The organism is Shinella zoogloeoides (genome assembly GCF_022682305.1).
GTDB lineage: Bacteria > Pseudomonadota > Alphaproteobacteria > Rhizobiales > Rhizobiaceae > Shinella > Shinella zoogloeoides_B.
Window position 1 is genome coordinate 3,652,577 of the sequence record NZ_CP093528.1, and the last position, 25,251, is coordinate 3,677,827.

Genomic DNA, 25,251 nt, shown 5'->3' on the forward strand with positions numbered 1-25,251 from the left:
CCTCCAATCATTTACCGTTGCACTATCGGATCATCAGTGCGGCCCAGCCACCTCCCTCAACAACAGCTCCGCCTGTGCCAGCACGGTCTGAACCGCCTCCTGCTCCAGATCGGGTGGATAGCCGAACTTCTTGAGGACGCGCTTGACCAGCACCCGCATCTTGGCTCGAGCGCTTGACTTGTGATGCCAGTCGACCGTCGCTGAGTTGCGCATCTGCTGGACAAGCTCATGGGCGATCACGCGAAGCTGCTCACTGCCCATGGCCTCAACGGCGCTGTCATTGGCTGCGAGCGCGTCATAGAAAGCGATCTCCTCCGGCGAAAGTCCCAGTTCTTCCCCGCGCGCAACTGCAACCTGCATCTCCTTAGCAAGCGCGATTAGCTCCTGGATCATCTCGACCGTGGAGATCGCGTTGGCGTGGTAACGTGCCACCGCATCTTCCAGTCGCTTGGAGAAGGCTTTCGACTGAACGACGTTGGATTGCGAGCGGCTTCTGATTTCGCCATTCAGCAGCTTCTTCAGAGCTTCAAGCGCAAGGTTCTTCTTCTCCATGCGCTGAACATCAGCAAGGAACTCGTCCGAAAGAACCGAGATGTCGGGAGACTGCAGTCCGGCAGCTTTCAGAATATCGACGATCTCGGCGTTGGCGACGGCCTGATTAAGGAGCTGCTCGACAGCGAGCGACTTGGCCTTGTCCGACATCTTGCCGGTTGCGGTGGTCTTCACCAGCGCGGCACGCACCGCCTGGAAGAAGCCAACCTCGTCGCGAATTTCCGCCGCTGCATCGCTTGCTGATGCCAGCGCATAAGCCTTGCTCAGCTCAAGCACAGAATCTTGGTAGCGGCGGTGCGCCTTTTTCTTCGCCTCGATACCCTCAACCTTCGCGGCCTCCCTCTCCTGCCCCTTCAGTATCCAGTCGATTCCATCAGCCAACGCCTTCAAACGCTGCTGTGGTGTGCCCGACATTCCGAGGCTGTAGTCATGGGCGTTGAACATAGCGCGCACGATCTCGTACTTCTCCAGAAGCACGGCCACGGCTGCCTCCTCGTCGATGCCGGTTTTGTCACGGTCGGACTGCGAGTACTGTGCCAACGCCTTCTTCAAGTTCTGGGCGATGCCGATGTAGTCGACGATTAACCCACCCGGCTTGTCCTTGAAGACGCGATTAACGCGAGCGATTGCCTGCATCAGGCCGTGGCCGTGCATCGGCTTGTCGATGTACATTGTGTGCATGCATGGCGCATCGAAGCCGGTGAGCCACATGTCACGCACTATCACCAGCTTAAGCGGATCGTCGAGCTTTCGGGCTCGCTTGGCGAGATCGTCGCGCCGCCTTTTGTTGCCGATATGCGGCTGCCATTCGAGGGGGTCTGGCGCCGAACCGGTCATGACGATCTTGATCGCACCCTTGTCGTCATCGTCCGAATGCCATTCGGGCCGAAGTGCCACGATCTCGTTGTAGAGGTCGACGCATATGCGGCGGCTCATGCAAACCGCCATCGCCTTGCCAGGCAGGCCTTCAACGCGCTTTTCGAGGTGTACGACAAGATCGGCAGCGATCTGGGTGAGGCGCTTCTTCGAGCCCACCAACCGCTCGACGGTCGTCCACTTGGCCTTCTGCTTCTCCTGCTCACTCAGCGTGTCGTCTTCGAGCATAGCCTCGATCTCAGCATCGATCTTCGGCTTCTCGTCCTCGTTCAACTCGATGCGGGCCAAGCGGCTCTCGTAATAGATCGGGACCGTCGCCTTGTCCTCGACCGCCCTGCTGATGTCGTAGATGTCGATGTACTCGCCGAAGATCGCGGGCGTGTTGACGTCGTCCCCCTCGATTGGGGTCCCGGTGAAGCCAATGAAGGAGGCCTTAGGCAGCGCCTCGCGGATATAGTGAGCGTACCCGTAGCGCCGCTTGCCGGTTTCCTTGTCCAGCTTGGAGTCGAACCCATATTGGCTACGGTGAGCCTCGTCCGCCATGACGATGACATTGCGGCGATCCGTCAGCATCGGGAAGCGTTCCTCGCCCGCTTCAGGCGTGAATTTCTGCACCGTGGTGAAAATCACCCCACCCGATGCCCGGTTCAAAAGCCGCCGCAAATCATCCCGGCCGTTGGCCTGTTCGGGCGTCTGACGGATCAAATCCTTGCAAAGACTGAAGGTGCCGAAGAGCTGATCATCGAGGTCGTTGCGATCTGTAAGCACGATCAGCGTGGGATTTTCCAGCTCACGCGATCGGACAATCAAGCCGCCCAGGAATGCCATCAAGAAGCTCTTGCCTGAACCCTGAGTGTGCCAGATCACACCTATCTTGCGGTTACCGTCCGGCTTTACCGCCTCGATCGCGCTGGTAATCGCCTTGCGGGCGCCGTGGAACTGGTGGTAGCCGCCGATGATCTTGAAGGCTCCGGCTCCCTGATCCCCGAACACGATGAAGTCGCGGATGAGGGCCAGGAACCGTTCCTTGTCGAAGACACCCCGTAGCAGCGTGTCCATTTCATAGGGACCGTGCGGCGTGAAATCGCCGTCTGCCCCGGTCACCGAGCGCCAGGGCATGAAGCGCTCCTCGTCCGCTGTCAGCGAGCCGATGCGGGCCAACATGCCGTCAGAGGCAATCATCACGGCATTGGTGCGAAAGAGCGATGGTATCTGGGCCTTGTAAGTTTGGAGCTGCTGGAAGGCGTGGTCGATCGTCGCCGCCTCGCTGCCTGCATTCTTCAGCTCGATGATGCCGAGCGGCAAGCCGTTGACGAAGACCATAACATCGGGGCGTCTGGTGTATTTGCCCTCGGCCACGGTGAATTGGTTGGTCACCCAGAAGTCGTTAGCCTCCGGGTGATCAAAGTCGATCAGCCACAGCTTGTCACCCTTCACCTGACCATCGCCAATACCGAATTCGACATCGACGCCCTCGGTGATCAGACGGTGGATGCGGCGGTTTTCCTCCACCAGAGACGGCGTTTCGCTTATGGAAAGCTGGCGGATCGCCTGATCGCGGGCGTCCGGCGGAATGTTCGGGTTCAAGCGCTCAACGGCAGCGGCCAGCACCTGCAATAGCAGCACATCGCCATAAGCCAGACGGGCGGGAGCAGAGCCATCGGGGGAGATGACCTGCGAGGGCTGATAGAGGTAGCCAAGGTCTTTGAAGGTTGCGAGAACAGCCTCCTCGACAAGACCTTCGGAGAAGCCGGCGCTTGCGCCTTTCGCCTCGGCCTGGCTGTAGAAAACATCATCCGTCATGACCACCCCCCAAAGCGCTCAAGGCCTCTTCCTGAAGCGAGCTCCGCCAGGGCAGAACGAAATTCCTCGCATACGTCAGCCCGGCTGCGCGTCGCAGTCTTCAGATCTTCTACGTTCGGCAGGGATGCGAGCCAGACGACTTCGAATTCACCCGGCGTCAGACGCTCCACTTCGGCTCGCAGCAGACCCTCCAGGACATCACCCCATACGTCTCCCCCAAAGTATGGGCCGCAATTCTGCTCATGACGAAACTCATCCCAGAGACTTCGGTGATGGTAGCTATCTCCATAGCAACCGGACGCCGAGACGCGCTGAAGTCGATAAGCCAATCGCCTTGCGGCTCGCTGCTTGATCTCCTCCGCTAGCCGGAACACAGCCGACTGGGCTGCCTCAGGCAGGTCATAGCCTCCCGTAGTGCCTTCAGGCACTTTCATCGTAAAGTCTTCATTGAGCGTATTCTCTGCGGCAACAGACAACGCGCCCTCAGCTTCGGACATTCGGCGATCAATGTGCACGGCAAATACCCCCATATCGGTGCAATTCAGGCGCTCAGGTCACCGTGCGTCCGGTCACCACATCGAGAATTCGATCAAGCTCGCCGATCGTCTTCGGCACAAAGCGCCAGGCATCTCCCCGATGCAGTTTGTCCATCACCTTCAACCCAGAATGTCTCCCGTACTGGATCTTGCCGTTTTTGTCCGGCTGGTAGGTCTCGCTGCCGTGACGGAATTCGCCGCCCAGCGATGCACCCGTCATACGGTCGATTGCGCCTGTTTCGCACCAGAGCTGGAGATGCGTTCCCTTTACGATGATCATGATCTCGATACTCTGCTCGCCCGCTCGCGTCAGAACGTAGCGCCGCGCCTGGACATTCTGATGCCCCTTGCGATGAACCACCGCCTCGCGATCCAGCCAGTCAACCGCGTGGTCTTTGATCAGGTCACTTTCAGTGCTCACTGCACCCCCTCCACCAAGTCTTCGGCTTCAGACAGGCGGATTTCGCCTGACATCAACCTGGGGAGGAGGAGATCGCGTGTAGCGGCGAGGGTCATGCTTTCATTGCGATACCTGGCCTCGATCATTGGTCCAGAAAGCGATGCAAAGTGTTCCATCAACTTTTCACCGGGGAACACGACCTTTTCTGCTTCGAGAAAATGCGTCGTCTGGAAATTCGAAATCCCTGTGCTCTGGTTTTGGTACTCCCAGGTCCCGCCTTCAGAGTACAAATTCCGGAGATGTTCGAATGCCAGAACCGCAGAGTCGTGGCTGATCGCCCGAAATCGGCGACAAAAACTCGCGCACACGACATCGCTATTGAAACGGTCGAGTACCGACTGGGTTATGAAGATTGAGGATCGTGTCCCGCAGCGTGGTGTAGCTTCGGCGCTCGCCGTGCCTTCCGGACAGAGCCGGGAACGTGTCAGCTTGCCGCTGGCAGGCTGATGAGCGGATCATCGCTCATTGTGGCGATGGTCTCAAGGGTCATGTATCGGGACCGCTGGACGGCCCATTCGTCGTTCTGTTCAAGCAGCAGTGCGCCGACGAGGCGGACGATGGCGCCATCGTTGGGGAAGATGCCGACGACCTCGGTGCGCCGCTTGATCTCGCCATTGAGGCGCTCGATGGGATTGGTGCTGTGAAGCTTGGTCCAGTGCTGCCTGGGAAAGGTCATATAGGCGAGCACGTCTTCTTCAGCGGTGTCCATGAGTTGGGCGAGCTTCGGCACTTTCTGCCTGATCTGGTCGGCGACGTTGCGCCACTGAGTGCTTGCGGTCTCCGGCGTATCCTGGGCGAAGGCCGTGGCGATGAAGGCGGAGACCACTCGTCGGCCGCTCTTTCCGGCATGGGCCAGCGCATTTCTCATGAAGTGAACCCTGCACCTCTGCCAGGTAGCCGATAGAACCTTGGAGACAGCGGCCTTGATCCCTTCATGGGCATCGGAGACCGCGAGCTTCACTCCGCGCAGGCCTCGCCTGGTCAGCTTGCGCAGGAATTCTGTCCAGATTGGCTCAGCCTCGGATGTGCCGATCTCCATCCCAAGCACCTCGCGTCGACCGTCGGTGTTCACACCCACGGCGATGATGACGGCAACGGAGACGATGCGGCCGCCGCGACGAACCTTGAGGTAGGTGGCATCGATCCACAGATAGGGCCATTCCCCTTCGATGGGTCTGTCGAGGAAGGCCTTCACCTTGTCATCGATCTCTTCGCACAACCGAGACACCTGGCTCTTGGAGATGCCCGACATGCCCATGGCCTTGACCAGGTCGTCGACGGAGCGAGTCGAAACGCCCTGGATATAGGCTTCCTGGATCACCGCCGTCAGAGCCTTCTCAGCCATCCGGCGCGGCTCAAGGAAACTCGGGAAATAGCTGCCTGTGCGAAGCTTCGGAATGCGCAGCTCGACGGTGCCAGCACGTGTCTCCCAATCCCGGTCGCGATAGCCGTTACGTTGGGCAAGTCGGAACTCATTCTTCTCGCCGTAGCCCGCGCCGGTCTTCGTGCCGACCTCCAGCGCCATCAGCTTCTCGGCAGCAAAGCCGATCATCTCGCGCAGCAAATCGGCGTCGGCACTCTTCTCAACGAGTGAGCGCAGGTTCATCATGTCGTCGGTCATCGGTGATCTTTCCATCAGGTTGGTCTTCAACAACCCGACCCTACCGGAAAAACACTGGTGACCGCCGCTACCCTGCTACACCACCTCCAGGGACACGATCAGATTGAGCGTCCGGTGGGTTGCGTAGGGCTGCCTCCTGAGACCTCAATCAGTATGTCTGAGGGGAGGAGCTTCCGTCGTACTGCTTTCTTGACTGTAGTGTAGCGAGTTGGCACCTTGCCCACACCTCCAGCTTCTATTTCGGGAAAATCTGTTCCGCGAATTATCGCTACAGGGTGGGCGTTTTCACCTTCAGAGGTGTCTTTGCCCCAGTCCCCTCCAATGGTGTCTGATAAAAGGCTTCCAAACGGTCGATGTGCCCACCCCTCCGGCAGCCCATCATCCCCAAGAGCAGCCGGGAACAGATCTGCAAGGGCTTGTGCACATTCGGTGTCCTGCACGAGGCCGCCCATGATGGTCAGGGGATCGGTTGCGCCTCCCAGCTTGCGGCGGGTAGGGCCGAAATCCACGAACCAGTCGCGGAAGATCGCTTGTGCCAACGCCTCGAGCGTCTCGTTCATACACCGATTTAGTTCGATCTTGTCGTCCAGAGAGCCGAGGATGTCAGCGATGGCATTTTGATAACCAAGGCTCGGAATGGGAACTCGCCACTGAGATGCGAAATCCGTGTACTGAAATCGAGCCACACCAGTATGTTGGATGTGATACGGGAGCATCTCCCGATTTTCGTAAATTGATTGAAGGTACCAGAACAAATACCGTGGACTGACCAAGTCCCTTTTGACACGAAGGAACCGGCTAAAGCTGGCGCAGGTCAGCGGGACGTCGATTTGAGAAAAATGTCTATCTGACAGGAAGACAGACCGTCCTGTTGGTTGGTCCTTGGTTCCGCCCGCAGTCTCAAGCAGGATATCGCCCGGCTGCAACTTCTTCCTGGCTGCCACGCTTGCAGGAATGTACCGCGTGGGAACGGAGGAGAAGTTGTTAAAACGGACCGCCGCGAAATCTGTGCCACGGATTACGGCCATTTCCACCAATCCGTTGCCGGCTTCACCTTTTCCCCACTCCCCATCGCGGGTGTATTCCAAGAGATCTTGCAACAAGACGAATTTAGTCATTGAGGCGCACCAAGTTGGCTTCGATCTGCGATTCCAATCGCCGCCCTTCCTCGAACTGAGCCAGCAGCGCCTCTCTCAATCCATCAAATTTCTCGGCAAATGACACGCCATCATCTTCGGCATCCGCCGCACCCACATAGCGCCCCGGCGTGAGTACATGACCGTGGCCACGCACCTCCTCAAGACTTGCTGATTTGCAGAAACCCGGCTCGTCCGCATAGTCCGGCCAACCGTTGTTAGTCCGTGTTTCCGGCTTCGAGCGCCAGCGATGATAGGTGCCCGCAATCTTCTCGACATCCTCTGCCGTAAACTCGCGGCGCACACGGTCTACCATGAAGCCCAGCTTGCGGGCATCGATGAAGAGGATTTCGCCGCGTCGGTCGCGGTGGCCATTGGCGCTTTTGTCGCGGGCCAATATCCAGAGGCAGGCAGGAATCTGGGTGGAATAGAAAAGTTGGCCTGGCAGAGCCACCATGCAATCCACCTGATCCGCCTCGATCATTGCCTTGCGGATATCGCCTTCGCCGGACTGCTGCGAGGACATGGAGCCATTGGCCAGCACCACCCCAGCCGTGCCACGGGGGGCAAGGTGGTGGATGATATGCTGCAGCCAGCCGAAGTTTGCATTGCCCTTGGGCGGAATGCCGAACTTCCAGCGGGCATCTTCCGCCAGCCGCTCGCCGCCCCAATCGGAAATGTTGAAGGGCGGGTTAGCGAGAATGAAATCGGCCTTAAGGTCCGGCAGTTCATCACGGTGAAAACTGCCCTCGTTGTTCCAGCGGATATCGGCATCGATTCCCTGCACGGCGAGGTTCATCTTGGCCAGACGCCAGGTGGTGTGGTTGATCTCCTGGCCATAGACGGCAATGTCATTGCGCCGCCCGCCATGCTCCTCGATGAACTTTTCCGACTGCACGAACATGCCGCCCGAACCGCAGCAAGGGTCATAGACGCGTCCCTTGTATGGCTCCAGGATTTCGACCAGGGTGCGCACAACGGAACGGGGTGTGAAGAACTCGCCGCCGCGCTTGCCTTCTGAGCCGGCGAAACCGGAGAGGAAATATTCGTAGACCCGGCCCAGCAGGTCCTTCGCCGTATCTTTGCTGTCATGCAGGCCGATGTTGGAGAAGAGGTCGATCAACTCGCCGAGCATGGTCTTGTTCAGCGTCGGGCGGGCGTAGTTCTTCGGCAAAACGCCCTTCAGGCCCTCATTCGACGGAAAGCGCTCGATCGCCTCCATTGCCTCATCGATCAGCTTGCCAATCTCCGGCCGCTTGGCATTGGCCTGAAGGTGGCCCCAGCGGGCCTCCTTCGGTACCCAGAAGACATTTTCCGCAAGATATTCCTCCGGGTCTTCCGCATCGGCATATTCGTCTGCTTCCAGCTTGGCGTGAAGGCCATCGAAGGCATCGGAGATGTATTTCAGGAAGATCAGGCCGAGCGCCACATGCTTGTATTCGGACGGCTCCAGATTGCCCCTGAGCTTGTCCGCTGCCTTAAAAAGCTCGACGGTAAAGCCGAGGTCACCATTATTCTCTTTTGCCACGCATGCGCTCCCAAATCATTGGAGCGACGATAGCAGCCGGATAAGAGGAGTAAAAGATAAAACGCAAGCCTCAGTTGTCCACCCACTGTGTACTACTGACGTGTACTACTGGTCAGCCAAAGAGACATCCAAGCCATTGATTTATATTGACTTTAGAGCGGTGGCTGGGGCGCCAGGATTCGAACCTGGGAATGCCGGTACCAAAAACCGGTGCCTTACCGCTTGGCGACGCCCCACCGAGCCAGATCGCTCAGCGATGCCTCGGCACCTCAAAGCGAATCTTCGAGATTGCTCTAGCAAGGGCCGATATTGGATGCAACATACTTCGGTCGGCCGTATACGTCCAATGCTGGAGGCTGTCCCCTGGGGACGGGCTTCGTGTCGATACGACCCTCGTAAAATTTTGCTTTTTAGCGGGAACAAATTTTGCAGCACCGCATTTCAGGAATGCAACTGCAAACACCCCCGGATGCGTTTGTGAGGGGGACCCGAGAGCGATGTGCACGCTCTTGGGTCTCAACCATGTCGGGGGATTTCTCTTCCAGAAACAGCATGCGCCGGCCGCTGCAAACAACCGCAAGGCTCGCGTTAGACCTGCAAAGCCAAGCGGAAGGAGCGCGTCATGGTCTTCAAGGAAGGCACCTTCAAGGGCGAGCTGCCCGAGCATTTCGATGGGCCGCATCCCGCACGGCTGGAAACGGCGGTCGCCGATGCGCTCTCCATGGCGGGCGATGTGGATGCGTCCGATATCGCCGTGACCTGCGTTGGAACACGTATCCTGCTGTCCGGCAGCGTCGGTTCTGCCGATGAGGCCGGGCGGGCGGTGGCGGTGGCTGCTTCGCTCAAGGATGTGAGCGAGGTCGACAGCCGGCTCACCTGGCTCTAGCAAAAAGCCACCATTGCCCCTACCCCTCCAGAATGCTAGTTGCGGTGCAGCAAACTGGAGTGATGCCGGATGCTTGCCGCAAGACCGACCTATGACGCGCTGTACCGGGATTTTCACTGGCAAATTCCCGAACGCTTCAATATCGGCACCGCCGTCTCGACCGCCTGGGCGGCGCAGGAGCCGGATCGGGTCTGCCTCCAGCATTTCCTGCCAGATGCCCCGCCGCTTTCCATGACCTATGGCGCTCTAACCGCCCGCTCGGATGCCTTTGCCGCCGCGCTCAAGGCGGAAGGCGTCACGAAAGGCGACCGCGTCGCAATCCTGCTGCCGCAGGGTTTCGAGACGGTCGTCGCCCATGTCGCGATCTACAAGCTCGGCGCCATCGCGCTGCCGCTGGCCCTGCTCTTCGGCGCGGATGCCCTGCTCTACCGCCTGAAGAATGCCGGGGCGAAGGCCATCGTCACCAACGGCTTCGGCCTGACGCGGCTGGCCTCGATTCGCGCGGAGCTTCCGACGCTCGACCTCGTGATTTCCACCGAGCCGGCGGACGGCGTGGAGGCCAAGGGCTTCCAGGAGCTGGTGTCCCGGCATGCCGGTCCCTTCGAGGCGGTGGACAGCGGACCGGACGATCCGGCCATGATGATATACACGTCCGGCACGACCGGCCCGCCAAAGGGCGCGCTGCACGGCCATCGGGTGCTGCTCGGCCATGTGCCGGGCTTCCAGATGCATCACGAATTCCTGCCGCAGCCGGGCGACCGCATCTGGACGCCGTCGGACTGGGCCTGGGCGGGCGGACTGCTCAATGTGCTGCTGCCGGCGCTGCTGCTCGGCGTGCCCGTCGTCTCCTCGCCCGGCCAGAAATTCGACCCCGACATGGCCTATCGCATCATGCAGGACATGGACGTGCGCAACGCCTTCATCCCGCCGACAGCCCTGCGGCTGATGAAGACGGTCGAGAAGCCGCGGGAAAAATACCGGCTGAACCTGCGCACCATCGGCTCGGCCGGCGAATCGCTCGGCCGGGAAACCTGGGAATGGGTGCGCGATACGCTCGGCATCACCATCAACGAATTCTACGGGCAGACCGAGTGCAACATCGTGCTCGGCTCCATCGGCAAGCTCGGCGTCTCGCGGCCGGGGCCGATCGGCAAGGCGGTGCCGGGCCATGTGATCGCGATCATCGATGCCGAGGGCCGGGAGCTGCCGCGCGGCACCGTTGGGCAGGTCGCGGTGAAGCGTCCCGACCCCGTCATGTTTCTCGGCTACTGGCTGAACGAGAAGGCGACGGCGGAGAAATTCATCGGCGACTGGATGACGACGGGCGATCTCGGCCGCATGGACGAGGAGGGCTACGTCACCTTCTTCGGCCGCGACGATGACGTGATCACCTCGTCCGGCTACCGGATCGGCCCCAGCGAGATCGAGGACTGCCTTGCCGGGCATCCCGCCGTGCAGCTCGCCGCCGCCGTCGGCAAGCCGGATCCGGTGCGCACGGAAATCGTCAAGGCCTATGTGATGCTGCGCCCGGGCCATGCGCCCTCTCCGGCGCTGGCGCGCGACATTCGCGACTGGGTGAAGTCCCGGCTCTCCATGCACGAATATCCGCGCGAGGTGGATTTCGTCGATTCCCTGCCGCTGACGACCTCCGGCAAGGTCATCCGCCACCTGCTGCGCAAGCGGGCGGCGGAAGAGGCCTCCTTCGCGGCATAGGGCATTTCGTTCCAACAGCATGATCCAGCGCCGAAGCGATCCCGCTTCGGCTGGAAATGCTCTTGGCTAGAGTTTGTCAGGGATTGGCTAGAGTTTGTCAGGGAAAAGTGGAGCCCGGTTTTCCCGATAAGACAAACGGAAACAAGGGAATCTAGAGTTTGTCAGGTTCAGAATGAACCTGACAAACTCTAGCGCCGCGCCAGTGAGCGGATTTTTTCGCGCAGCAGCCGCGCCACATTGCGGGTGTTGCGATAGAGATGGAGCTGCGTCGCCACCTGCCGCACGTCGCGGTCGCGGTTCTGCTGCAGGCCGATGACCAGCGTGCCCATGTCCTCGCGCTCTTCCCAGAAGCGGCTCATCACCGGATGGTCCGGCACGGCGCAGGAATCGGACCGGACGATATTGGCGTCGTCGAGATGCCATTCGGTCAGCTCCGCCAGGAGCAGCTTGCCCGGCGAATATTTCGCGAACTCCTCGTCGAAGGCCGTCTTCCACGTATAGGCCTCGCCGCCCGTCAGGAAGACGACCATGGAGGCGATGGCGCGGCCGTCGAGATCGAGCGTGTGGATGCGCACGCCGTCGGTCTCGGCCAGATTGGTGATCGCCTCGCGGGCGAAGGCGGCGCGGTAGCGGTCGTTGATCATCGCCGTGCGGCCGCGGCCCTTCCAGCCGGAGGCCTCCAGCAGCAGGAACTCCTCCATGCGCAAGCGGATATCGGCCGGCTGGCGGGCGACGTTGTAGCTGAGCATGCCGAGCTGATCGAGCTTTCGCCACTGGCGGCGCAGCTCTCGGAAATGCTCCGGCGATATGGCGTGCTGGAGATAGGTCTGGCCGTCGAGCAGGCTTTCCAGCATCGGCCGGCGATAGGTGTCGGTGACCGTGACGGGAAGGTTGCGGCCGATCGCGACGGCGCGGATCAACTGCGCGAAGGGACCGTCGAGGCGAAGATCGGGCAGGACGAGGATCGGCGGCAGGCCGGCGCTCCCGCCACCCAGCACATCCAGCAGGTTGTCGAGCGTTTCGGCGGCGTCCTCGGCGTCGACGAGCGGCGTGCCGAGCGGGCCGAAGGGATTCGACCAGACGCGCAGGATGCTGGAGCCGATGGAAAAACCCGGCTTTTCAATGGAGAACGGCATCAGGAAGCGAAGGCGGCTGCGCCCCGCTGCCTCGTCGCGGATGACGGCAAGGCGCACTGTGCGGTCCTCGAGCCGCGGCATGGCGGGCGCAAGGAACCGGCCGGTGAAGAACACGTTCGGCTCCATGACGCGGTTCGACAGGAAGTCCAGCTCCTGCTGCAGCTCGTAGCCGGCCGTCGCCGGATAGAGGGCGAGCGAGCGGCCCGGCTTGCCGGTGGCGATGCGCTGGTCGGCCGGCGGCTGCGCCAGCGGGGCTGCCGGCGGGATAGCGGCCTGGGCGCGCCCGCCCGCAAGCGCATGGTCGAAGCCGTGGCTATCGGTCATGGTGGTCCATCCCGTTGGTAAGGCTTGCCGTCACCGGATTGGCGAAGGCGAAGAGAATGATAGAGAGCTTGCCGCGCACCGCGATATGCAGGAGCACCGCCTCCACGACCATGGCGCTGGCCGTGGCGATGGCGGCGCCCGTCAAGCCGAAGAGCGGAATGAGCGTGACGTTGAAGAGGATGTTGGCGGCGAGCGCCACGGCATAGACGGCGACGCAGAACCGCTGTTCCCCGGCCATGGTGAGCAGCACCTCGCCGGGGCCGACCAGCGCCTTGGCGAGAATGCCGGCCAGAAGGATCGCCATCAGGCTGTGGCCGGCCGTGAAGGCCGGGCCGAACAGCGACAGGAGGACATGGCCGAGCGCCAGCACGGCAAGCCCGACGGCAAGCGACGGCCAGAAGCTCCAGCGCACCGTCTCGCCGGCAAAGCGCGCCAGCGCCGCCCGGTCGCCGGAGGCGAACAGGGCCGAAAAGCGCGGAGCAGCCGCCGCCTTCACCGAGAAGAAGACGAAATGCACCAGCGCCATGGTCTTGGCCGCCGCGAAATAGATCGCGACGCTCTCCGGATCGAGGAAGATGCCGACGACCAGCACATCCGAATTGGTCAGCAGGAAGCTGAACCCCTCGATGAGGAAGATCGGCAGCGCCGCCTTGATCCAGAGGGAGATTTCAACCTTTCGAGGCCCCGGAACATAGCGCGTGCCGAGCCGTCGCACGATATTGATGAACTGCACGACGGTGGTCAGATAGGTGGCGGCCAGCGCCGCGACCATCGCGGTCTGCGCCGTATGCGGCTCATCCAGCCACATCGCCAGAACCATGAAGACGAGGATCAGCAGAGGGCGGATGATATAGGTGGGGCTGAGCGCCACGAGCGCCCAGCTATGGGCGCGGGCGGTGCTGTCCAGCACGTCGCCGAGCGCGATCATCGGCATGCAGAAGAGGCCGATGAACAGCGGTATGACATAGTAGTCGGAGAAGGCCCCATGGAAAAGCCAGAGGCAGAGGAAGCCGGCCGCCGCCAGCACCGTGGAGGACAGCATGGCGAAGACGCGCGCCGTGGAAATGAGGCCGCGGATTTCCGCATGGGCGTTTCGCCCGGCATAATCCGGCAGGAAGCGAACGACGGTGGTGTGAAAGCCGAGGCAGGACAGGTCGCCGCAGATGACGACGAGCGCCCAGGCGAAGACGAAGACGCCATACTCGAACTCCCCCATCATGCGGGCGAGAACGATCTGCGAAAGGAAGGCGATGGCCGCGCTGACGACGCGGATGGCGAAGGTGACGAGCGCCATGCGCTGCGCGCGATTGCGCGGATCGTCGCTGGCGAGCGCGCGCAGGAACGGTTCCGCCTTGCCGCGCAGGCCCGCGGGCAGCAACCTCTCCGCCGACTGTATGACCGCCATGAACACAGGAACCCGAACGCTACGCAGGACTGAACGAGCGCCAGTCTTGTCAGATCAGGGTTAACAAACGGTTGGATGGACTGCCGCGCGGGGCCTCGCCCGTAAAGAAAATGCCGCCCGGAGGCGGCATTTCAGAGTGCGCGTCACGCCTGCTCGAAGGCGCCGTGGCAATGCTTATATTTCTTGCCGGAACCGCAGGGGCAAGGCTCGTTGCGCGCGATGCGGCCCCAGGTCGCGGGGTCGTTCGGGTCGCGGTCCTCGACGGCGACGGCCATGAAGCCGCTGCCTTCGCCGAAATCGTCCTCGCCGGTCGTGCCGTCGATGTGATGGCCTTCCATTTCCGGCGGCACCGGCGCGGGCGCATCGGCGGCCTGGCGCACCAGCTCGACGCGCATCAGCTGCGCGGTCACGGTCTGGCGCAGGTTCGCCAGCAGCGCCTGGAACAGTTCGAAGGCCTCGGCCTTGTATTCCTGCAGCGGATCGCGCTGGGCATAGCCGCGGAAGCCGATGACGGAGCGCAGGTGATCGAGATTGACGATATGCTCGCGCCACAGGTGGTCCAGCGTCTGGAGCAGCACCGAGCGCTCGACATAGGTCATGATCTCGGGGCCGAAGCGTTCCGCGCGATCCTGCGCCGCCGCATCGGCAGCCGTCCGCAGGCGCTCCAGGATATCCTTCTCGTCGATGCCCTCTTCCGCCGCCCAGGCGTCGATCGGCAGGTCGAGATTGAGCTGTTCGAGAACGCCATGCTTCAGGCCGGCGACGTCCCACTGCTCCGCATAGGCGTTTTCCGGAATGTTCAGGCGCACGAGGTTTTCGACCACCTCATGGCGCATGTCGCCGACGATTTCCGACAGATTCTCGCCGTCCATCAGCTCGATGCGCTGCTCGAAGATGACCTTGCGCTGGTCGTTGAGAACGTCGTCGTATTTCAGGAGGTTCTTGCGGATATCGAAGTTGCGCGCCTCGACCTTCTTCTGCGCGCGTTCCAGCGCCTTGTTGATCCAGGGATGGACGATGGCCTCGCCTTCCTTGAGACCCAGCTTCTGCAGCATGGAATCCATGCGCTCGGAGCCGAAGATGCGCATCAGGTCGTCCTGCAGCGACAGGAAGAACTTCGAGCGGCCCGGGTCGCCCTGACGGCCGGAGCGGCCGCGAAGCTGGTTGTCGATACGGCGGCTTTCGTGGCGCTCGGTGGCAAGGACGTAGAGGCCGCCAGCGGCGAGCGCCTGTTCCTTCAGCTTCTTCACCTCGGCGATGATGGCGTCGCGCTTGGCGTCGCGCGCGGCACCCGGCTCCATCTCGGCAAGCTCGCGCTCAAGCCGCATCTCGACGTTGCCGCCGAGCTGGATGTCCGTGCCGCGGCCGGCCATGTTGGTGGCGATGGTGACGGCGCCGGGAACACCGGCCTGCGCCACGATATAGGCTTCCTGCTCGTGGTAGCGGGCGTTCAGCACCTGGAAGTCCTTGAAGCCGGACTTCTTGAGCAGTTCGGCCAGAAGCTCGGACTTCTCGATGGACGTCGTGCCGACGAGGATCGGCTGGCCCTTCTCGCGCGCCGCCTTGATCTCCTCGATGATCGCCTTGTACTTCTCTTCCGCCGTCCGGTAGACCTCATCGTCCTCGTCGATACGCTGGATCGGCAGGTTGGTCGGCACTTCCACGACCTCGAGGCCGTAGATGTTGCCGAATTCCTCGGCTTCCGTCGAGGCCGTGCCGGTCATGCCGCCGAGCTTGGAATACATGCGGAAATAGTTCTGGAAGGTGATCGAGGCCAGCGTCTGGTTTTCCGGCTGGATCGTGACCTTTTCCTTGGCTTCCAGCGCCTGGTGCTGGCCTTCCGAATAACGGCGACCCGGCATCATGCGGCCGGTGAATTCGTCAATGATGACGATTTCGTCGTTGCGGACGATGTAGTCCTTGTCGCGGGTGAAGAGCTTGTGGGCCTTCAGCGCGTTGTTGATGTGGTGAACGATGGCGACGTTCTCCACGTCGTAGAGCGACTCGCCCTTGAGAAGACCTGCCTGGCGCAGCAGGTTTTCGAGCTTCTCCGTGCCGATTTCGGAGAAGTTGGCGGAGCGCTGCTTCTCGTCGATCTCGTAGTCGGCCTCGTCCAGCAGCGGAATGTAGGCGTCGATGGTGGTGTAGAGGTCCGAGCGGTCGTCGAGCGGGCCGGAGATGATCAGCGGCGTGCGCGCCTCGTCGACGAGGATCGAGTCCACTTCGTCGACGATGGCGAAGAAGTGGCCGCGCTGGACCATCTGGCTGCGCTCGTACTTCATGTTGTCGCGCAGATAGTCAAAGCCGAGTTCGTTGTTCGTCGCGTAGGTGATGTCCGAGGCGTAGGCCGCGCGGCGCTGGTCGTCGTCGAGGCCATGCACGATGACGCCGGTCGAAAGGCCGAGAAAGCCGTAGATCTTGCCCATCAGGCCGCTGTCGCGGGAGGCGAGGTAATCGTTGACCGTCACGACATGCGTGCCCTTGCCGGCCAGCGCGTTGAGATAGACGGGCAGCGTCGCGACGAGCGTCTTGCCTTCGCCGGTCTTCATTTCGGCGATCGACTTCTCGTGAAGGATCATGCCGCCGATGAGCTGGACGTCGAAGGGACGAAGGCCGAGAACGCGGAAGGCCGCCTCGCGGGCGACGGCGAAGGCCGGCACCAGGAGGTCGTCCAGCGTCTTGCCGGCTGCGAGCTGTTCGCGGAATTCGACGGTCTTGGCGCGCAGCGCCTCGTCGGAGAGCGCCTTGATCTCGGGTTCCAGCGCGTTGATCGCATCGACGCGGGATTTATAGGAACGGACGCGGCGATCGTTGGAGGAGCCGAACAACTTGCGGGCAATGCCGCCGAGGCTGACCATCAGAATGGTCCTTTCTTTATGGGCGCCCGGCGCGTGACGGGCCGCACGATAATTGCGCGCAAAGCCGTGAAACGCCCGGAAACTGTTCTGGACGCGGGATTGCGTGACAGATAAGAGGGGGGTCGAATGATGTCAACGGCTCTGACGGTTGCACAACTGCCACATTCTGGTGGTGTTGAACCGTCCGGCACCGGATATCGACCCGATTCCGGCGAGGATGTGAAAGGTCTTTTCGTAATGTTCAAGTACAGCAAGCTCGCGGCAGTCGCCCTGATCGCGATCGCCGCAGCCAGCAGCAATGTTCGCGCAGAAGATGCTCCGGCCGATCCGGTCATCGCCAAGGTCGGCGCCGTCGAGATCCACGAATCGGAGCTGAAGCTCGCGATCGCCGGCCTCGACCCGCAGCTCGCCAACCTGCCGGACGACCAGAAGCGCGTCGCCGCCCTCTCCTCCATCATCGACGTCAAGCTGCTCGCGGCCGACGCCGACAAGGAAGGCCTGAAGGACAGCGCCGACTTCAAGCAGCGCCTCGCCTTCCTCACGGACCGCGAGTTGCACAACGCCTACTTCAAGAAGCACGTCGTCGATGCCGTTACCCCGGAAGAGGTGAAGGCGCGCTACGAGAAGGAAATCGCCGCGATCACGCCGGAAGACGAAATCCGCGCCCGCCACATCCTCGTCAAGACCGAGGAAGAGGCCAAGGCCATCATCAAGGATCTCGACGCCGGCAAGGACTTCGTTGAAATCGCCAAGGAAAAGTCGACCGACCCGAACAAGTCGGAAGGCGGCGACCTCGGCTATTTCTCCAAGGGCCGCATGGTTCCGGAGTTCGAAGCAGCCGCTTTCGCGCTTGAAAAGGGCGCCTATTCCAAGGAGCCGGTGAAGACGCAGTTCGGCTTCCACGTCATCAAGGTCGAGGACAAGCGCAAGCAGCAGCCCCCGGCGCTGGACCAGGTCGAACCGCAGGTTCGCCAGCTTGTCATGCGCGACAAGTATCTGGAGCTTCTGGAGAAGGCCAAGGCCGCCGCTCCGATCGACATCCAGGACGCCACGCTGAAGACCGCCTATGACGCCGTGAACAAGCCGGTCGCCGAAGGTGAAGGCGAAGCCGCCCCGGCAGCGGAAGGCCAGCAGTAAAACGACTTTGGCCCGGCGCTTCCCGCCGGGCCTTTCTTCACGCAGGAAACAAACGATGTCCGGTTCGATCTCCCCGCTCGCTCCCAAAACCTATGCCGACATGCCGCCGCTGCGCGGCGTGCGCATGGCGACCGCCGCCGCCGGGATCAAGTACAAGAACCGGACCGACGTGCTGATGATGGTCTTCGACCGCCCCGCGACGGTGGCGGGCGTCCTCACGCGCTCCAAATGCCCCTCCGCCCCGGTCGATTTCTGCCGCGCCAACCTTCCGGGCGGCGTCGCGCGCGCCGTCGTGGTCAATTCCGGCAATGCGAATGCCTTTACCGGCCGCAAGGGCCGCGAATCGACGAAGATGACCGCGGAAGCTGCCGCAAAGGCCATCGGCTGCAGCGAGGGTGAAGTCTTCCTCGCATCCACCGGCGTCATCGGCGAACCGCTCGACGCCACGAAATTCTCCGGCGTGCTCGACAGCCTCGCCGCCTCCGGCACCGAGGACTTCTGGTTCGAAGCCGCCAAGGCGATCATGACGACGGACACCTATCCGAAGGTCGCCACGCGCACCGCCGCGCTTGGCGGCGTCACCGTCACCATCAACGGCATCGCCAAGGGCGCCGGCATGATCGCGCCCGACATGGCGACCATGCTCTCCTTCGTCGTCACCGATGCCGACATTCCCGCCGCCGTGCTGCAATCCCTGCTTTCGGCCGGCGTCGGCCCGACCTTCAATTCCGTGACCGTCGACAGCGACACCTCGACCTCCGACACGCTGATGCTGTTCGCCACCGGCGCCGCCGCGACCGACGGCCAGAAGCCCGTGACGGCCGACGATGCCACGCTCGACGGCTTCCGCGCCGCCCTGAACGACCTTCTGCGCGATCTCGCCCTTCAGGTCGTTCGCGACGGCGAAGGCGCGCGCAAGATGGTGGAGATCACCGTGGAAGGCGCAGAGAACGACGAAGCGGCCAAGCGCATCGCGCTTTCCATCGCCAATTCGCCGCTGGTCAAGACCGCCGTCGCCGGCGAGGACGCCAACTGGGGCCGCATCGTCATGGCTGTCGGCAAGTCCGGCGAGATGGCCGACCGCGACCGCCTCGCCATCTGGTTCGGCGACGTGCGCGTCGCCGTCGACGGCGAGCGTGATCCGGCCTATTCCGAGGCCGCCGCCACCGCCGTCATGAAGCGCGAGGACATTCCGGTGCGTGTCGAGATCGGCCTTGGCAAGGGCCGCGCGACGGTGTGGACCTGCGACCTCACCAAGGAATATGTCGAGATCAACGGCGACTACCGCAGCTAAAAGACCGGCGAATCCGTGACCCTTTCCGGACAGAAGACGACGATGAGCGATCTCCCCAAAGTCCGGCGGCTCGAGGCCGTCGGTTTTCGTGCCTGGCCGGCGGCCACGGTTCAGTATGACGGAAGCTGGCTCTGCCGGCTGACCGCGGGCCACCCCTCGCGCCGGCTGAACTCGGTCAACCCGCTCGACCCGTCCGATACCCGCGACATCGCGATCCGCCTTGAAAAGGCGGCAAAGCGCTTCGCCGATTACGGCCGGCCGCTGCTCGTGCGCCAGACGCCGCTTGCGCCGCCGGAGCTGATCGCCTTCATGGACGAGGCCGGCTGGGCGAATGCCGGCCGGACCGCCGTCATGATGGCCGACCTCGCCAGCCTCCCGCGCGACGAGGGCCTCGATCACCTGCCGAGCCGCGATGTCGGCCGCTTCGTCGATGCGCGCATCCGCGTGGCCGGCGACGACCCGGCGCTGAAGCCCGGCCTTACCGAGATCATCAACGCCATCAAGGCGGAAGCCGGCCTCTTCATCTTCGAGGAACCCGACTTCGGCCCGACCGCCGTGACGATCGCCGTGCAGGACAACGACCTTGCCGGCATCCTCCAGCTCGGCGTCGCCGAAGAACGGCGCGGACAGGGCCTCGGCACCGCCATCCTGCATGCCAGCCTGCGCTGGGCCAAGCTCAAGGGCGCACGCAAGGCCTGGGTGCAGGTCGAGGCGGATAACGCCGCCGCCCGCGCGCTCTACAGCCGCGCCGGCTTTAAGGACGCCTACGAATACAGCTACCGGGGACCGAACGCGGCATGACCGAGACCGTTGCCAAACAGCGCCGCATCCTTCTCGTCGCCGCCTGCGCGCTGGTCGATGCCGATGGCCGCATCCTTCTGGCGCAGCGCCCCGAAGGCAAGCAGCTCGCCGGCCTGTGGGAATTCCCCGGCGGCAAGGTGGAGCCGGGCGAGACGCCCGAGGAAACCCTGATCCGCGAGCTGGACGAGGAACTCGGCATCACCACGAAGATCCCCTGCCTTGCGCCGCTGACCTTCGCCAGCCACACCTATGACGACTTCCACCTGCTGATGCCGCTCTATGTCTGCCGGCGCTTCGAGGGCACCGCACAGGGCCGCGAGGGGCAGGCGATCAAGTGGGTGCGCCCGAAGGCGCTGCGCGACTATCCCATGCCGCCGGCCGACGAACCGCTCATCCCCTTCCTCATGGACCTTCTCTGAGCGGGATAGCGAGGGATTTACCCTCAATTTTTCAGTCTCCGTTAAGCAAACGTTTAGCACCCTCGTTCAAAGATTGGGTCTAACGTTGCAATGAATGCTTACGAGATCCTGTGATGCGTGACGAAGACTTCTGGAAAGCCGTTCAGGAGAAGGATTTCACGCCGGCCGGCGACACCCGGACCGGTGCCCTCAATCTTGCCCTCCTTTTCGGTACAGCCGTGATCGCCCTGGCGCTGGTCCTGACCCCGGTCCTCTCCGCGAAGACCGACAAGCGCATGATCGCCAATGTGCCGGACGACTTCGACATGATCTCGACGGGTTCGATCCCGGCGGAAAGCGGCACCAAGCGCTATACCGTGCGCCGCAGCGTCCTGCAGGAAATGCCGGGCGCCGTCTGCATCGTCAACGGCAGTGAAACGGGCGGCGGCTGCTGAACGAGACCCTTGGGAGAGCGGGAATGATGCGATTTCTGAAGTCATTCCTCGCCGACGCCAAGGGCGCGACGGCCATCGAATACGGCCTGATGGCCGCCCTCGTCGCCGTCGGCCTGATCGTCGGCCTTTCCGCCCTGGGCGACAGCCTCGACAACACGTTCCAGATGTTGAGCGAAAGCCTCACACTGGAGGACTGATCACTCTTGCCCACCTGTCTGCTTGAGCGCATCGGCAAGCCGCATCGCCGCCGAACCGGGCTTCAGCGGCTTCTGCTGGCTTTCGTGCGGCGCCCAGCCCGATACATAGATGATCGAAAAGGTCGCCCGGATGCGCCCGTCCGGATCGCAGAAGCGTTCGGCATAAAGCTCCGCCGCCCTGAGCAGGATCGCGCGCGCCAGCGGCCGGCGGCTGCGGCCGGCAAGCGGATTGGCCATGCCCATGGCGCGCAGGTCCTTCATCAGCGGGAAGATCGAATCGTAGCGGACCGTATAGGTCTCCTTGTCCGTCACCGGCAGCGCGAAGCCGCCGCGCTGGAGCAGCGCACCCACGTCGCGCACATCCGGGAAGGGGATCACCCGGGGGCTGGCCCCGCCCGTCAATTCGCTTTCCGCCGCCAGCAGGACCTCGCGCAATTCCTGCAGCGTGCCGCTGCCGGGAATGGCCGCCATGAACAGCCCGTCCGGCTTCAGCGCACGGCGGATCTGCACGAAGACCCCCGGCGTATCGTTGGTGAGATGCAGGGCGAGCGGCGAGACGATCAGGTTGACCGATTGCGGCTCCAGCGGCACGGTCTCGAGCGGCGAGACGATCACCGCCTCGCCGGGCGCTGCAAAGCGCGCGTCGCTCTCCACGCGCAGGATGGCGTCCACCTTGCCGGTTTCGGCAAGGGCGCGCGCCACCGCGCCGGTATGGCCGTGCAGCTCGACCGCGTGCTCGAAGCGGCGCTCGATGACGCCGAGCCGTTCGGCAAGCTCGCGCGCCACCAGGTCGAGCAGGAAATCGGCCGGCTCGCCGCGCAGCGCCCGCAGGCGGTTCGTGTCGATCAGGGCGTGGTCGAAAAGCGTTTCCATGGGAAAGGTCCAGTTCGGATTCCCTGTCGCTTTGGCCGTGAACCGCGGCTATTGTCAACCATATGAGCGAAAACGGGGCCGATGAAGCGCCGGCAGTCCCGCTCCGGCAGGCCCTCGCCCGCCGGCTGCGCGGCCTTGCGGGCCTTGCGCTCGACACCGTCTACCCACCCGTCTGCGCCGGTTGCGGCGTGCTTCTCGGCAGCAAGGCAAGCCTTTGCCCGGCTTGCTGGGCCGGGCTCGCCTTCATCGAACGGCCCTATTGCGAGGTGCTCGGCACGCCTTTCTCGCACGATCTCGGCCCCGGCATCCTCAGCGCCGACGCCATAGCCAGCCCGCCGCCCTTCGACCGGCTGCGCTCCGTCGCGCTCTATGACGACCTCGCCCGCAGTCTGGTCCATGCGCTGAAATATCGCGACCGTACCGAACTTGCGCCGATGATGGCGGCCTGGATGCTGCGCGCCGGCGACGGCAGCGTTCAGGCGGCCGATGTCGTGGTGCCCGTGCCCCTGCACCGCCTGCGCCTCCTCTGGCGCAAGTTCAATCAGGCCGCCGAACTGGCGCGGGCCCTCGGCGCGCTTTCCGGCACGCCCGTCCTGATCGACGCCGTGCGCCGCACGAAGCGCACCCGCCGCCAGATCGGCCTTGGCCCGCGCGCCCGCGAGGACAATGTGCGCGGCGCCTTCACGATTACCCCCGCAGGTCGCGAGGCTCTTTTCGGCCGCCGCGTCGTGCTTGTCGACGATGTCTACACGACCGGCGCGACGGTTGCCGCCGTCACCCGCATCCTCAAACGGGCCGGCGTTGCGGACGTCACCGTTTTGACCTTTGCAAGGGCGCTGCCCGGACCTATATAAAAGATAAGGTTTTTCAAGCTTTGGAGCGAAAACGCATGGCTTCGGTCGTCATCTACACGCGTCAGTTCTGCGGCTATTGCAGCGCCGCCAAGAAACTCCTCGAAACGAAGGGCGTCGCCTATCAGGAGCACGACGCCACCCACGCGCCCGAACTGCGGCAGGAGATGATCGAGCGCGCCGGCCGCAACACCTTCCCGCAGATCTTCATCGATGGCCGCCATGTCGGCGGCTGCGACGACCTGCATGCGCTGGACCGCGCCGGCGAACTCGACGCGCTTCTGGCCGCCTGAGGAGACCCCGATGCCCGTCACGATCGCCGCCATCCAGATGTGCTCCGGGACGGACCCCGTCCGCAACGTGGAGACGATGCGCCGGCTCGTGCGCGAGGCGGCCGCTAGGGGCGCGGTCTATGTCCAGACACCGGAAATGACCGGGGCCCTCCAGCGCGACCGCACGGGCCTGCGCGCCATCCTGCGGCAAGAGGAGGACGACCTCGTGGTGGCGGCGGCCGCGCAGCTTGCCGCCGAGCTTGGCATCCATGTCCATGTCGGCTCCACGGCCATCGCGCTTGCCGACGGCAAGGTCGCCAACCGCGGCCTCCTCTTCGGCCCGGACGGTGCACGCATCTGCGCCTACGACAAGATTCACATGTTCGACGTCGACCTCGACAATGGCGAGAGCTGGCGCGAAAGCGCGGTCTATTCGCCGGGCGCGGTGGCGCGCATGGCGGACCTGCCCTTCGCACGGCTCGGCTTTGCCATCTGCTACGACGTGCGCTTCCCGGAACTCTTCAAGACGCAAGCTCAGGCGGGCGCGCAGATCATCTCCGTGCCCGCCGCCTTCACCCGCCAGACGGGCGAAGCCCATTGGGAAATCCTGCTGCGCGCCCGCGCCATCGAGAACGGCGTCTATATCGTCGCCGCCGCGCAAGGGGGCGTGCATGAGGACGGCCGCGAGACCTTCGGCCATTCCATGATCGTCGACCCCTGGGGCCGCGTGCTCGCCTCTGCGGGCGGAACGGGCGAGGCGGTCGTGCTTGCGGAAATCGACATCGCCGCCGTCAAGGCGGCGCATGACAAGATCCCGAACCTGCGCAACGGACGCGCCTTCACGCTCGAAGCCCCGGGCGATCATCCCGTCAAGGGAGGCGTTGCCGCTTGATCCGCTATGAACTTACCTGCGACAACGGGCACGCTTTCGAGGGCTGGTTCGGCTCGGCGGACGATTTCGACCGCCAGCAGAAGATGGCCCTCGTCTCCTGCCCCACCTGCGGCTCGGCCCATGTCGCCAAGCGCCTGATGGCCCCTTCCGTCTCCACCGCGCGCAAGAAGCAGCAGCGGCAGGATCTCGCCGTGCAGACCGGCCAGCGCGAGATGATGACGAAGCTTCGCGAGATCGTCTCGACCATCCGCGCCAATTCCGAGGATGTCGGCGAGCGCTTTCCCGAGGAAGCCCGCAAGATCCACTACGGCGAAACCGAGCAGCGCGGCCTCATCGGCCGGGCGACGGCGGAAGAAGTGCGCGATCTCCTGGAAGAAGGCGTCGAGGTCGCCGCCCTGCCCGTGCTACCCGACGATACGAACTGATCACGCGGAGGCGCGCCGCGCCACCAGCATGTAGTTCACGTCCATGTCCTTCGACAGGTTCCACTGATTGAGCAGCGGATTGAAGAAGACGCCCGTGCGATCCGTCATCGTCAGGCCCGAGGCCGTGAGCGGCTTTTCGATCTCTTCCGGCCGCACCAGCTTTTCATATTGATGCGTGCCGCGCGGCAGCCAGCGCAGCACGTTCTCGGCCGCGAAAATGGCGAGCGCCGCCGCCTTGAGCGTGCGGTTGATCGTGGCGACGAACATCATGCCGCCGGGGCGCACCATGGAGGCGCAGGTGGTCAGGAAGAAATCGACGTCGGAGACATGCTCGACCACTTCCATATTGAGCACGACGTCGAAGGTCTCGCCGCCTTCCGCAAGAGCCTCGGCCGTCACGGCGCGGTAGTCGACCGGCACGCCGCTGCCCGCCGCATGGGCTTTCGCGATGCCGATATTCTTTTCAGAGGCGTCCGCGCCGAGCACTTCCGCCCCCATGCGCGCCATCGGCTCGGACAGAAGCCCCCCGCCGCAGCCGATATCGAGGATGCGCAGGCCCTCCAGCGGGCGATGGGACTGCGGGTCGCGGCCGAACTGGGCGGAAACGAGGTCGCGGATATAGGTGAGACGAACGGGGTTGAACTTGTGCAGCGGGCGGAATTTTCCCGTCGGATCCCACCACTCGGCCGCCATCGCCGAAAAGCGGTCGACCTCGGCCTGGTCGATCGTCGTGCGGGCTGCTTCGCTCATGGCTCGTCTCCTTCGCGTCGGGATGCCGAAGTGAAGTCGGCCTCCGGGGGCCGGATGTCAAGGGGGCGAAGT

At 63.1% G+C, this 25,251-nt stretch carries 24 protein-coding genes and 1 tRNA gene; 12 read left to right on the top strand and 13 right to left on the bottom strand.

The window, feature by feature from the left end; genetic code table 11:
* Positions 1–33: 33 nt before the first annotated feature.
* The 8 genes from MOE34_RS18195 to MOE34_RS18230 form a co-directional block, all read right to left on the bottom strand.
* A complete protein-coding gene (locus MOE34_RS18195) occupies positions 34–3,231 on the bottom strand; it encodes a type I restriction endonuclease subunit R (protein ID WP_242218940.1) in 3,198 nt (1,065 codons plus the stop codon).
* Positions 3,228–3,728 carry a hypothetical protein gene (locus MOE34_RS18200; protein WP_242218942.1) on the bottom strand — a complete coding sequence of 167 codons (501 nt, stop codon included), beginning with the start codon at positions 3,726–3,728 and terminating at the stop codon, positions 3,228–3,230. Before MOE34_RS18200 ends, MOE34_RS18195 begins: the two co-directional genes overlap by 4 nt.
* 52 nt (positions 3,729–3,780) lie before the next feature.
* Complete coding sequence (locus MOE34_RS18205; RefSeq protein WP_242218943.1) at positions 3,781–4,188, bottom strand: hypothetical protein; 408 nt, start codon at positions 4,186–4,188, stop codon at positions 3,781–3,783.
* Positions 4,185–4,457 carry a hypothetical protein gene (locus MOE34_RS18210; protein WP_242218945.1) on the bottom strand — a complete coding sequence of 91 codons (273 nt, stop codon included), beginning with the start codon at positions 4,455–4,457 and terminating at the stop codon, positions 4,185–4,187. The genes MOE34_RS18205 and MOE34_RS18210 overlap by 4 nt, the downstream gene beginning before the upstream one ends.
* A 194-nt stretch (positions 4,458–4,651) precedes the next feature.
* Positions 4,652–5,848, bottom strand: coding sequence for an IS256 family transposase (locus MOE34_RS18215; protein ID WP_024899827.1), 1,197 nt, complete (start codon positions 5,846–5,848; stop codon positions 4,652–4,654).
* 98 nt (positions 5,849–5,946) lie between these two features.
* Complete coding sequence (locus MOE34_RS18220; RefSeq protein WP_242218947.1) at positions 5,947–6,966, bottom strand: restriction endonuclease subunit S; 1,020 nt, start codon at positions 6,964–6,966, stop codon at positions 5,947–5,949.
* The gene (locus MOE34_RS18225) at positions 6,959–8,512 is read right to left on the bottom strand and encodes a type I restriction-modification system subunit M (protein ID WP_242218949.1); all 1,554 of its coding nucleotides are present in this window, start codon (positions 8,510–8,512) and stop codon (positions 6,959–6,961) included. Before MOE34_RS18225 ends, MOE34_RS18220 begins: the two co-directional genes overlap by 8 nt.
* A 161-nt stretch (positions 8,513–8,673) precedes the next feature.
* A tRNA-Gln gene (locus MOE34_RS18230) sits at positions 8,674–8,748 on the bottom strand.
* Positions 8,749–9,134: 386 nt separating this feature from the next.
* Here MOE34_RS18230 and MOE34_RS18235 point away from each other — a divergent pair.
* Both MOE34_RS18235 and MOE34_RS18240 read left to right on the top strand, forming a co-directional pair.
* A complete protein-coding gene (locus MOE34_RS18235) occupies positions 9,135–9,398 on the top strand; it encodes a BON domain-containing protein (RefSeq protein WP_242218951.1) in 264 nt (87 codons plus the stop codon).
* Positions 9,399–9,467: 69 nt separating this feature from the next.
* Positions 9,468–11,111 carry an AMP-binding protein gene (locus MOE34_RS18240; protein WP_242218952.1) on the top strand — a complete coding sequence of 548 codons (1,644 nt, stop codon included), beginning with the start codon at positions 9,468–9,470 and terminating at the stop codon, positions 11,109–11,111.
* Positions 11,112–11,299: 188 nt separating this feature from the next.
* Here MOE34_RS18240 and MOE34_RS18245 read toward each other — a convergent pair whose 3' ends face one another.
* The 3 genes from MOE34_RS18245 to secA form a co-directional block, all read right to left on the bottom strand.
* Entirely contained in the window at positions 11,300–12,571 is a 1,272-nt protein-coding gene (locus MOE34_RS18245; protein WP_242218954.1) for a GNAT family N-acetyltransferase, read from the bottom strand.
* Positions 12,561–13,976 carry a lipopolysaccharide biosynthesis protein gene (locus MOE34_RS18250; RefSeq protein ID WP_242218955.1) on the bottom strand — a complete coding sequence of 472 codons (1,416 nt, stop codon included), beginning with the start codon at positions 13,974–13,976 and terminating at the stop codon, positions 12,561–12,563. Before MOE34_RS18250 ends, MOE34_RS18245 begins: the two co-directional genes overlap by 11 nt.
* A gap of 143 nt (positions 13,977–14,119) precedes the next feature.
* Positions 14,120–16,834 carry a preprotein translocase subunit SecA gene (gene secA, locus MOE34_RS18255; RefSeq protein WP_160787970.1) on the bottom strand — a complete coding sequence of 905 codons (2,715 nt, stop codon included), beginning with the start codon at positions 16,832–16,834 and terminating at the stop codon, positions 14,120–14,122.
* 237 nt (positions 16,835–17,071) lie between these two features.
* Here secA and MOE34_RS18260 point away from each other — a divergent pair, with 237 nt between their 5' ends.
* The 6 genes from MOE34_RS18260 to MOE34_RS18285 all read left to right on the top strand — a co-directional run bounded on the left by MOE34_RS18260 (position 17,072) and on the right by MOE34_RS18285 (position 21,116).
* Positions 17,072–17,971, top strand: coding sequence for a peptidylprolyl isomerase (locus MOE34_RS18260; RefSeq protein WP_160787971.1), 900 nt, complete (start codon positions 17,072–17,074; stop codon positions 17,969–17,971).
* Between the two features lie 55 nt (positions 17,972–18,026).
* On the top strand, positions 18,027–19,265 hold the full coding sequence (argJ, locus tag MOE34_RS18265; RefSeq protein ID WP_160787972.1) for a bifunctional glutamate N-acetyltransferase/amino-acid acetyltransferase ArgJ: 1,239 nt from the start codon (positions 18,027–18,029) through the stop codon (positions 19,263–19,265).
* Positions 19,266–19,307: 42 nt separating this feature from the next.
* Positions 19,308–20,066: a GNAT family N-acetyltransferase gene (locus MOE34_RS18270; protein ID WP_160787973.1), complete on the top strand. Its 759-nt coding sequence runs from the start codon at positions 19,308–19,310 to the stop codon at positions 20,064–20,066.
* A complete protein-coding gene (mutT, locus tag MOE34_RS18275; RefSeq protein ID WP_160787974.1) occupies positions 20,063–20,485 on the top strand; it encodes an 8-oxo-dGTP diphosphatase MutT in 423 nt (140 codons plus the stop codon). Before MOE34_RS18270 ends, mutT begins: the two co-directional genes overlap by 4 nt.
* Positions 20,486–20,598: 113 nt before the next feature.
* Positions 20,599–20,919, top strand: coding sequence for a hypothetical protein (locus tag MOE34_RS18280; RefSeq protein WP_160787975.1), 321 nt, complete (start codon positions 20,599–20,601; stop codon positions 20,917–20,919).
* A gap of 23 nt (positions 20,920–20,942) precedes the next feature.
* A complete protein-coding gene (locus MOE34_RS18285) occupies positions 20,943–21,116 on the top strand; it encodes a Flp family type IVb pilin (RefSeq protein ID WP_206366712.1) in 174 nt (57 codons plus the stop codon).
* Here the strand turns inward: MOE34_RS18285 and MOE34_RS18290 are convergent, their stop codons facing one another.
* A complete protein-coding gene (locus tag MOE34_RS18290) occupies positions 21,117–21,989 on the bottom strand; it encodes a methyltransferase domain-containing protein (protein ID WP_160787976.1) in 873 nt (290 codons plus the stop codon). It lies immediately after the preceding gene.
* Positions 21,990–22,051: 62 nt separating this feature from the next.
* Here MOE34_RS18290 and MOE34_RS18295 point away from each other — a divergent pair, with 62 nt between their 5' ends.
* From MOE34_RS18295 to MOE34_RS18310, 4 genes are read left to right on the top strand one after another with little or no spacing between them, the layout of a single operon-like run.
* A complete protein-coding gene (locus MOE34_RS18295) occupies positions 22,052–22,843 on the top strand; it encodes a ComF family protein (RefSeq protein WP_160787977.1) in 792 nt (263 codons plus the stop codon).
* Between the two features lie 35 nt (positions 22,844–22,878).
* Positions 22,879–23,133 (top strand): glutaredoxin 3, encoded by a 255-nt coding sequence (gene grxC, locus MOE34_RS18300; RefSeq protein WP_160787978.1) that lies wholly within the window; start codon positions 22,879–22,881, stop codon positions 23,131–23,133.
* Between the two features lie 10 nt (positions 23,134–23,143).
* Positions 23,144–24,004, top strand: a complete 861-nt coding sequence (locus tag MOE34_RS18305) for a carbon-nitrogen hydrolase family protein (RefSeq protein ID WP_160787979.1) — start codon at positions 23,144–23,146, stop codon at positions 24,002–24,004.
* A complete protein-coding gene (locus MOE34_RS18310) occupies positions 24,001–24,429 on the top strand; it encodes a DUF1178 family protein (protein WP_160787980.1) in 429 nt (142 codons plus the stop codon). Before MOE34_RS18305 ends, MOE34_RS18310 begins: the two co-directional genes overlap by 4 nt.
* Here MOE34_RS18310 and ubiG read toward each other — a convergent pair whose 3' ends face one another.
* Positions 24,430–25,179, bottom strand: coding sequence for a bifunctional 2-polyprenyl-6-hydroxyphenol methylase/3-demethylubiquinol 3-O-methyltransferase UbiG (ubiG, locus tag MOE34_RS18315; RefSeq protein WP_160787981.1), 750 nt, complete (start codon positions 25,177–25,179; stop codon positions 24,430–24,432).
* Positions 25,180–25,251: the final 72 nt, after the last annotated feature.